We start from the raw sequence: 280 nt of genomic DNA on the forward strand, positions 1-280 counted from the left end.
ACGACTGGATGCCTTTGCGGAGATAAAAGCGCAGCATAATATTATCGACACGCACAATTATCAAACCGACGACCCGGCGATCTTTGCCGCTGGCGATATTGTTAAAGGCGATAAGACCGTCGTTTATGCGGTAAAAACCGGAAAAGAAGCCGCTCAGGCTATTCATCATTATTTAGAGGAGGCCTGCTCATGTTAACAAAAGATTTGTCTGTTACCTTTTGCGGCGTTAAGTTTCCCAATCCGTTTTGCCTTTCTTCTTCTCCGGTAGGCAATTGTTATG

General features: G+C 45.0%; 1 pseudogene. It reads left to right on the forward strand.

What is annotated here, in order from left to right:
• Positions 1 to 196: pseudogene (locus tag J4G32_RS21505) on the forward strand (hypothetical protein); the annotation flags it as partial.
• Positions 197 to 280: the final 84 nt, after the last annotated feature.

This window comes from Microvirga antarctica, from assembly GCF_017921815.1.
In the GTDB taxonomy this organism is placed as follows: Bacteria; Pseudomonadota; Alphaproteobacteria; order Rhizobiales; family Beijerinckiaceae; genus Microvirga; species Microvirga antarctica.